Origin of the sequence: Bradyrhizobium sp. LTSPM299, from assembly GCF_000938235.1 — a bacterium.
In the GTDB taxonomy this organism is placed as follows: Bacteria; Pseudomonadota; Alphaproteobacteria; order Rhizobiales; family Xanthobacteraceae; genus Bradyrhizobium.
Genome location: NZ_JYMU01000067.1, coordinates 1 through 6487 on the forward strand (window position 1 = coordinate 1; position 6487 = coordinate 6487).

General features: G+C 64.6%; 6 protein-coding genes. 5 read left to right on the forward strand and 1 reads right to left on the reverse strand.

Annotated features, from left to right (window positions below; translation table 11 throughout):
- Positions 1 to 614 precede the first annotated feature (614 nt).
- The 4 genes from ltrA to UP10_RS31870 all read left to right on the forward strand — a co-directional run bounded on the left by ltrA (position 615) and on the right by UP10_RS31870 (position 4000).
- Positions 615 to 1868 carry a group II intron reverse transcriptase/maturase gene (ltrA, locus tag UP10_RS31855; protein WP_245321761.1) on the forward strand — a complete coding sequence of 418 codons (1254 nt, stop codon included), beginning with the start codon at positions 615 to 617 and terminating at the stop codon, positions 1866 to 1868.
- Positions 1869 to 2098: 230 nt separating this feature from the next.
- Positions 2099 to 3316 (forward strand): GGDEF domain-containing protein, encoded by a 1218-nt coding sequence (locus UP10_RS31860; RefSeq protein ID WP_044591172.1) that lies wholly within the window; start codon positions 2099 to 2101, stop codon positions 3314 to 3316.
- A 48-nt stretch (positions 3317 to 3364) separates the two neighbouring features.
- The gene (locus UP10_RS31865) at positions 3365 to 3601 is read left to right on the forward strand and encodes a hypothetical protein (RefSeq protein WP_044591168.1); all 237 of its coding nucleotides are present in this window, start codon (positions 3365 to 3367) and stop codon (positions 3599 to 3601) included.
- A gap of 102 nt (positions 3602 to 3703) precedes the next feature.
- Complete coding sequence (locus UP10_RS31870) at positions 3704 to 4000, forward strand: antibiotic biosynthesis monooxygenase family protein (protein ID WP_044591169.1); 297 nt, start codon at positions 3704 to 3706, stop codon at positions 3998 to 4000.
- 7 nt (positions 4001 to 4007) lie between these two features.
- Here the strand turns inward: UP10_RS31870 and UP10_RS31875 are convergent, their stop codons facing one another.
- Positions 4008 to 5144, reverse strand: coding sequence for an AI-2E family transporter (locus UP10_RS31875; protein ID WP_044591170.1), 1137 nt, complete (start codon positions 5142 to 5144; stop codon positions 4008 to 4010).
- 291 nt (positions 5145 to 5435) lie between these two features.
- Here UP10_RS31875 and UP10_RS31885 point away from each other — a divergent pair, with 291 nt between their 5' ends.
- Positions 5436 to 6206 carry a gamma-glutamyl-gamma-aminobutyrate hydrolase family protein gene (locus tag UP10_RS31885; RefSeq protein WP_044542453.1) on the forward strand — a complete coding sequence of 257 codons (771 nt, stop codon included), beginning with the start codon at positions 5436 to 5438 and terminating at the stop codon, positions 6204 to 6206.
- Positions 6207 to 6487 lie beyond the last annotated feature (281 nt).

The window sequence follows — 6487 nt, forward strand, 5'->3', positions numbered from 1 at the left end:
TGGGTGCGCCAGGCATGGCGCGGAGCGGCGTGACTGGGGCGATTTGGTCGGAGTGGTGTCTGACCGATGACTTGGAGGTGAGAGTCCTCTACGGACCCTGGTGATAGGAACCGTTAGCCTAACAGCAAGGGCGTCGTCGCGAGGCGGGGTCTGAAGGAAGCTGTAAGCAAAGTGCCGGCCTGACGAACAGCAAGCGCATATGAGGCGTCCGCACCTGGGCGAGGGAGCCCAAAAGCCCAAAGCCCGATATCACCCGGAAGGTGCGGCCGTAGATGCGACAGGTATATGGCACGAAGGTCATGCGTCTTACCCTGGGAGGTCTGTCGTGCTGCCCCCGGCAACGGGTGTGCTACCGGCGTCGCAAGGCGCCGGGATGGGACGGCAGAAGTCAGCCGAGGCTGTAGTAGCCGGCAGCACCAAGCCGGCGAAGGGCCGAACGTCGAGTACCGGAGGAGGCCGGTCTGTCGATGGTGCCAACAGATGCAGACGATGACGCTGAGATGCGTCGTGCCCATCCCGAGGGTAGCGGCCGGAAGCCGCCAGAGCAGGGAATGGGTGCATCAATCGCCACGGCGAGATCGCAACCTTCCGCTCCGGAGGTGGAAGTGCGGCTGATGGAGGAGATCGTCAGCCGAGCGAACATGATGGCGGCCTACCATCGGGTGATGGCGAACAAGGGCGCTGCGGGCATCGACAGGATGGCCGTGGAGCAGTTGCAGCCGCACCTGAAGGAGCACTGGCCGCGCATCAAGGAAGAACTGCTGGAAGGCCGCTACCGGCCGCAGCCGGTGCGCGGGGTGGAAATCCCCAAGCCCGGCGGAGGGATGCGCCAACTCGGCATCCCGACGGTGGTGGATCGGCTGATCCAGCAGGCGATGCATCAGGTGCTGATGCCGCTGTTCGATCCAGACTTCTCCGAGGCTTGGTACGGCTTCCGTCCGGGGCGCAGCGCGCACGGTGCGGTACTTGCCGCGCAGGCGCACGTGGCCGAGGGTCGGCGCTTCGTCGTCGACCTCGATCTGGAGAAGTTCTTCGACCGGGTGAACCATGACGTGCTGATGGCACGGGTGGCGCGCCGGGTTGCGGACAAACGGGTGCTGCGGCTGATCCGCCGCTACCTGCAGGCTGGATTGATGACGGGCGGGATTACGCCGGCGCGGAGCGAAGGCACGCCACAAGGCGGACCTCTGTCGCCACTGCTGTCGAATATCCTGCTCGACGATCTGGACAAGGAACTCGAACGACGAGGCCATGCCTTCTGCCGTTACGCTGACGACTGCAACATCTATGTTCGGACGCGGCGGGCCGGCGAGCGGGTGATGGCATCGATCACGCGATTCCTGACCGGGCGACTGCGGCTCAAGGTCAACGCAGCGAAAAGCGCGGTTGACCGTCCCTGGGTGCGGACCTTCCTCGGCTTTACCATGACCGCCCACCAGCAACCGCGCCTTCGGGTGGCGGTCAAGAGCGTGAAGCGGTTGCGGAGCAAGCTGAGGACGACACTGCGCCAAGGGCGTGGACGAACTCTGGCATCGACCGTCAAAACCTTAACCCCCATCCTGCGCGGCTGGCTGCAATACTTCCGGCTGGCGGAGGCCAAAGGGGTGTTCGAGGAGCTTGACGGCTGGATGCGGCGCAAATTGCGCTGCGTCCTCTGGCGCCAGTGGAAACGACCTCGGACACGCCTCAGACGCTTGATGCAACGTGGGCTCGATCCGGAGCGGGCATGGCGGTCGGCCTCCAATGGCCGCGGTCCTTGGTGGAATGCCGGGGCCAGCCACATGAACGATGCCTATCGCGCCGCCTTCTTTGCGCAACTCGGTCTTCCGTCCCTCATCGGATTGCACCGCCACCTCAATCGTGCCTGACGAACCGCCGTATACGGGACCGTACGTACAGTGGTGTGGGAGGGGGAAGCCGCAAGGCTTCCTCCTACCCGATCATTTAGAACTGAATTAACGCAGTTTTTCTTGAAAACTTGCGTATGCGTGCAAACGAAATTGGAACTCGGACCTTCTAGCCTGTGCATCAGCAGTAGCGCTGCATCATCATTTAAGAATTGCGCCTGCGGACGTTGCATCACACTGGCTGGGGTCAGATCATGTCGTTCGACACGTCGACGCTTTATTTGTTCGCCACCATGGTCGCGGGCATGCTCGGCGCCATGCTGATGTTCTTCGGCAGGCAGGAGAATATCCCCGCGTTGAAATGGTGGGGCACCGCCTATCTGCTCGGCGCCGCCTCGGTTGCGCTGTGCACGGTCGGCGGCTCCGCGCTCGGCACGTCGATCTTGCTCGCGCTGAACGCGGTCGGCTTTGCCGCATGCGGCATGGTCTGGAACGCCTCGCGCGTGTTTCACGGCCGCAAGCCCAATTTGCCGGGCCTGATGCTCGGCCCGATCGCCTGGATCGGGGCCGTGACGATGGTGGAGGATTCCGCAACCCGCCTGACGATCGGGGCTGCAATCGTCGCGATCTACGCCGCGCTGACGGCCGCCGAATTGTGGAACGAGCGCCGCCGCGCGATGCAAAAGCGCTGGCCCGCGATCGTCGTGCCGGTCGCGCATGGCTGCGTGTTGATGCTGCCCATTCTGCTCGGCGACCTCTTGCGCGGGAACGAGGAGAATTTCGCCACCAGCTTCTGGGTCACGTTGTTCTCGGTCGAGCTCGTGTTGTATGCGATCGGAACCGTGTTCGTGATCTTCATGATGGTGTCGGACCGCGCGGTGGCCGTGCACAAGACGGCCGCGTCGATCGATCCGCTCAGCGGCATGCTCAACCGGCGCGGCTTCTCGGAAGCCTGCACGCGGGTGATCGAGCGCGAGGCCAATGCCGGTCGTCCGGTCACGGCGATGATCTTCGACATCGACCATTTCAAGTCGATCAACGACCGCTTCGGTCATCCCGCCGGCGACGAGATCCTGAAGCTGTTCGCCGCCGTGGTCGTCAACAATCTCCGCATCAGCGATCTCTCCGGTCGCATCGGCGGTGAGGAATTCGCAGCACTTTTGCCGTGTTCGCTGGACGAGGGCGTTCTGGTCGCCGAGCGCGTGCGCGAGGCCTTTGAGACCAGCGGCATTACCTGCGAGGAAGGTGCGGTCGACACCACCGTCAGCATCGGCGTCGCCGGTGGGCCGGCCGGGACCGAGCTGGAGGTGCTGCTCGCTTCGGCCGATACCGCGCTGTACCAGGCCAAGCGCAGCGGCCGCAATCGGGTCGAGGCGGCCGAAGAGCTGCCGCTGTCTCTGGAGAACTGGCGGCGCAAGACCGCGGGCCTGCCTGCGTCGGCGCGCCACAAGCCCGCGACCGTCCAATGACGAATGATGGTAATCATTGATTAACCATCCGGCTCCATCCTTGAGGGCATGGAGTCGATACGTACACGAAACCCGCAGGCAGCCCTGATGTCGCTCGAAGCCGACGCTGCTTCGACGCGTGGCGGATTCGCTTGCTTGTTCTCGAACTCGGATGAATACGAGACGGCGCTGATCGCCGAACGCCGCGCGCAGGGCCGCTACAGCCAGCCGACGCGCCGCTGGCCGATGCTGTTGCTGATTGGCGCCATGCTGGCGGTTTTTGTCACCGGGCTGATGTTCGGCTGAACATCGGCGAGCCCCTACGAACAAGGGCGCCCACGAAGGCGCCTTTTTCTTTTTGGCCGGCTGGGCTAGAGACGGGCATTCCCAGAGAGAGGCCAACGCCCAATGATCACGGAAATCGCACTCATCGACGTCAAGCCCGGCAGCGAGGCTGATTTTGAAGCTGCGGTCGCAAAGGCGCGTCCGCTGTTCCTGCGCGCCAAGGGTGGCAAGGGATTTGAGCTGCACCGCTCGATCGAGAAGCCGTCGCGCTATCGGCTGATGGCGAAGTGGGAGACGGTGGAGAACCACACCGTCGATTTCCGCGGCTCGGAGGATTTCGCTGCCTGGCGCGCGCTGGTCGGCCCTTACTTCGCAGCGCCGCCTGAGGTCGAGCACACCGAGACCGTGCTCACTGCTTGAGGCAATCTTACGTGGCTTGCGCAGGTGAGGCGTCCTCCGCCTTGAAGTGGTCGATCATCACCTTGGCGATCGCCATCAGCGGCAGCGCCAGCGCCAGCCCCCAGATGCCGAACACGACGCCGAGCAGGATCTGGAACGCAAACAGCGTGGCGGGGGGGATGTCGAGCGCCTGACGCTGGATGATCGGCGTCAGCACGTAGCTTTCCATCGCGTGCACGCCGAGGAACAGGATGAAGGCGGACAGCGCCGCAATCCAGCCGGTGGCGAGGCTCGCCAGCACCACGATGACCCCGCCGAGGATCGCGCCGACCGTCGGGATGAAAGCCAGCAGGCCGGCCTGGATGCCGAGGATGAACGAGCTCGGGATGCCGATGATGGCCAGCCCAATCCAGGTGACGAGGAACACCGCCACCATCGTGATGATCTGCGCGATCAGCCAGCGCTCCAGCGTCTCGCCGATGCGGTCGACGATCGCGGTCGCCTCGTTGCGGTACTTGGCCGGTGCGATGAACAGCAATCCTGCGCGGTAGATGCCGGGCTGCGCCGCGAAGGCGAGCCCGAGGAACAGCACGATGAAGAAGTTGCCGACCACGCTGACGGTGCCGAGCAGCACCTTCAGCGTCTGGCTGATGATCGCGCCGCCGCTGGAGGCGAGCGCACCGGCGCTCGGCAGGTTACGGGCCGGGGTCGCGGCGGGCGCAGTCGTCGCCGCGGCAGTTCCTTCCGGCTTCGCTTCGCCGACCGCATTGGCGAAATCGAGATAGCTGGTGTCGACGCCGTGCTGTTCGAGGAAATTCTTCACGCTACCGAGCTGCGACTTGATGGTGTTGCTGAGCACCGTCGCCTGTTCCGCGATGGTGGTGCCGCCGAGGAAGACGATCCCGGACAGCAGCCCCGCCAGCGCGAGGCAGACGATCGCAAGCCGCAACGCGTGCGGCAATTTGACGAGGTGGCCGAGCAGGCTGCTCATCGCGTTCAGGCCGACGCCGAGCAGCACGCCGGAAAACAGCAGGAACAGCGTCGCGGCGAAGTTCCAGGTGAACAGCAACAGCGCCGCGAACAGCACGGCGCCGATGCCGCCGACGGCGATCGCCCACGCCATGTCGTTGCGGGCCTGCAGGCGATTGTCAGCCGAATCAGTCACGGGTGATTCCCTCTCTCGCGGCGGTGTCCAAGGCAGTCTTTGGCGAAAACCCGGCGGGGATCAAGCTGCCGGCCGGGTTTGACGCCGACGGATTGCCGCACCGGGCGAGCAGGCCGTGCCGAGGCCGCAGCCGGCCCGGCCAAGGCCGGGAGGGGGCCGCCTGGACCCGGTTTTGTGCAGGGCTGCAAGTTGTGCTGTGCAGATATAGACAGTTGATCCGGCGGGAACTCAAAGGCATGATCGTCTCCGAAACGTGGAAAACGTAGAAAATCATTGCGCGAGACTTGAATAATGAGACGACCCGTGGTCGGCGTGATCGGAAACGCCCATCGCCTTGAAAATCGTTTCACGGTCCAGATGGTCGGAGAGCGCAATCTTCGCGCTGTTGCCGAGATCTCGGGCGCAGTGCCGCTGATGTTTGCGGGAACTCCTGAGATCACCGACGTCGCAGCCTTGCTCGACGTGGTCGATGGCGTGGTGCTGACCGGGGCGCGCGCCAATGTGCATCCGACGCGCTTCAACACCGAGCCTTGCGCCGCCCACGAGCCTTACGATTTGCACCGCGACGATGTCGCGCTGGCGCTGTCGGAGGCCTGCGTCGCGCGGGGTGTCCCGATCTTCGGCATCTGCCGCGGCCTGCAGGAGATGAACGTTGCGTTCGGCGGTTCGCTGCATCCGGAGATTCGCGAGATCCCTGGCCGCATCAACCACCGCATGCCGCGGCTCGAGAATGGCGAGATCCATCCCGACCCCACGGTCGTGTTTGCCGATCGTCACGACGTCACGCTGACGCCGGGTGGCGCATTCGCAACCATCCTCGGGCGCGAGTCCATCCGGGTCAATTCGCTGCACGGACAGGGCATCCTCGAGCCCGGCAAGCGCGTCGTGATCGAGGGCATCGCCGAGGACGGCACCATCGAGGCGATCCGCATCGCCGACGCGCCCACCTTCGCGCTCGGCGTGCAGTGGCACGCCGAATACGACCCGCAACGCAACCCGATCAACCGCGCGCTGTTCGAGGCGTTCGGCAACGCGCTGCGCGAGCGGCGACGGGCGGCGTAGGGTTGCACGGGGTTGGTGTCATCGCCCGGCTCGGCCCTACGATATGCACACATCTCCAGACGCGCCCTTGCGGAGCGTCCCATTCTCTGAATCGATGATGGCCCCGCAACATTCGGGGAACAGGCATGGAAGGCGGTTTGGGACGGTTTGGCGACCGGCGCCTGGAAAAAGGGGGGCCGGCTTGCTGGCCCGTTTGGTCAGTGTCGGGCAATCCGGTATTAGTGTGCGTCGCGTGGGAGGCAATCGCGCGGGCGAGATGCGGATTACGCGCTTCTTGCGTA